Below are 448 nucleotides of genomic sequence, written 5' to 3'. Positions count from 1 at the left end.
AACTGAAATGATTTTAAGTATTTTTCTTGGGATTGGCTTGGCGGCAAGTAGCGGGTTTCGTGTGTTTGTACCGCTGTTTGCGCTCAGCTGTGCCGCGTATTTTCATATCATTCCCCTTAATGATAGTTGGCAGTGGGTAGGCTCTACGCCTGCATTAATTATTTTGGGTGTAGCCAGTATTGCAGAGTCGATCAGTTATTTAATTCCGTTGGTTGATCATGTTTTGGATACGGTTGCTGTACCGCTTGCAGGGATTGCAGGAACATTGGTCATGGCTTCGACATTGACCGATATGAGTCCTGCCATGACTTGGGCGCTAGCGATCATGGCTGGCGGCGGCGCCGCGGCTACGATAAAAGGTACAGCTGCCACCACGCGCGTGGCTTCGACTGCGACGACGGGCGGCTTGGCAAATCCCGCTGTTTCCGTAGCAGAGACAGGGGCAGCG

General features: G+C 51.8%; 1 protein-coding gene. It reads left to right on the top strand.

The features are described 5' to 3' along the window. Positions 1–448 (top strand): DUF4126 domain-containing protein (locus M3175_RS25565; RefSeq protein WP_251524605.1); only part of this gene is annotated, 448 nt, incomplete at both ends.

Origin of the sequence: Robertmurraya korlensis, assembly GCF_023715225.1 — a bacterium.
In the GTDB taxonomy this organism is placed as follows: Bacteria; Bacillota; Bacilli; order Bacillales; family Cytobacillaceae; genus Robertmurraya_A.
Note: the sequence above shows the minus strand (reverse complement) of the source record. Positions and strands in the feature narration are given on the sequence as shown.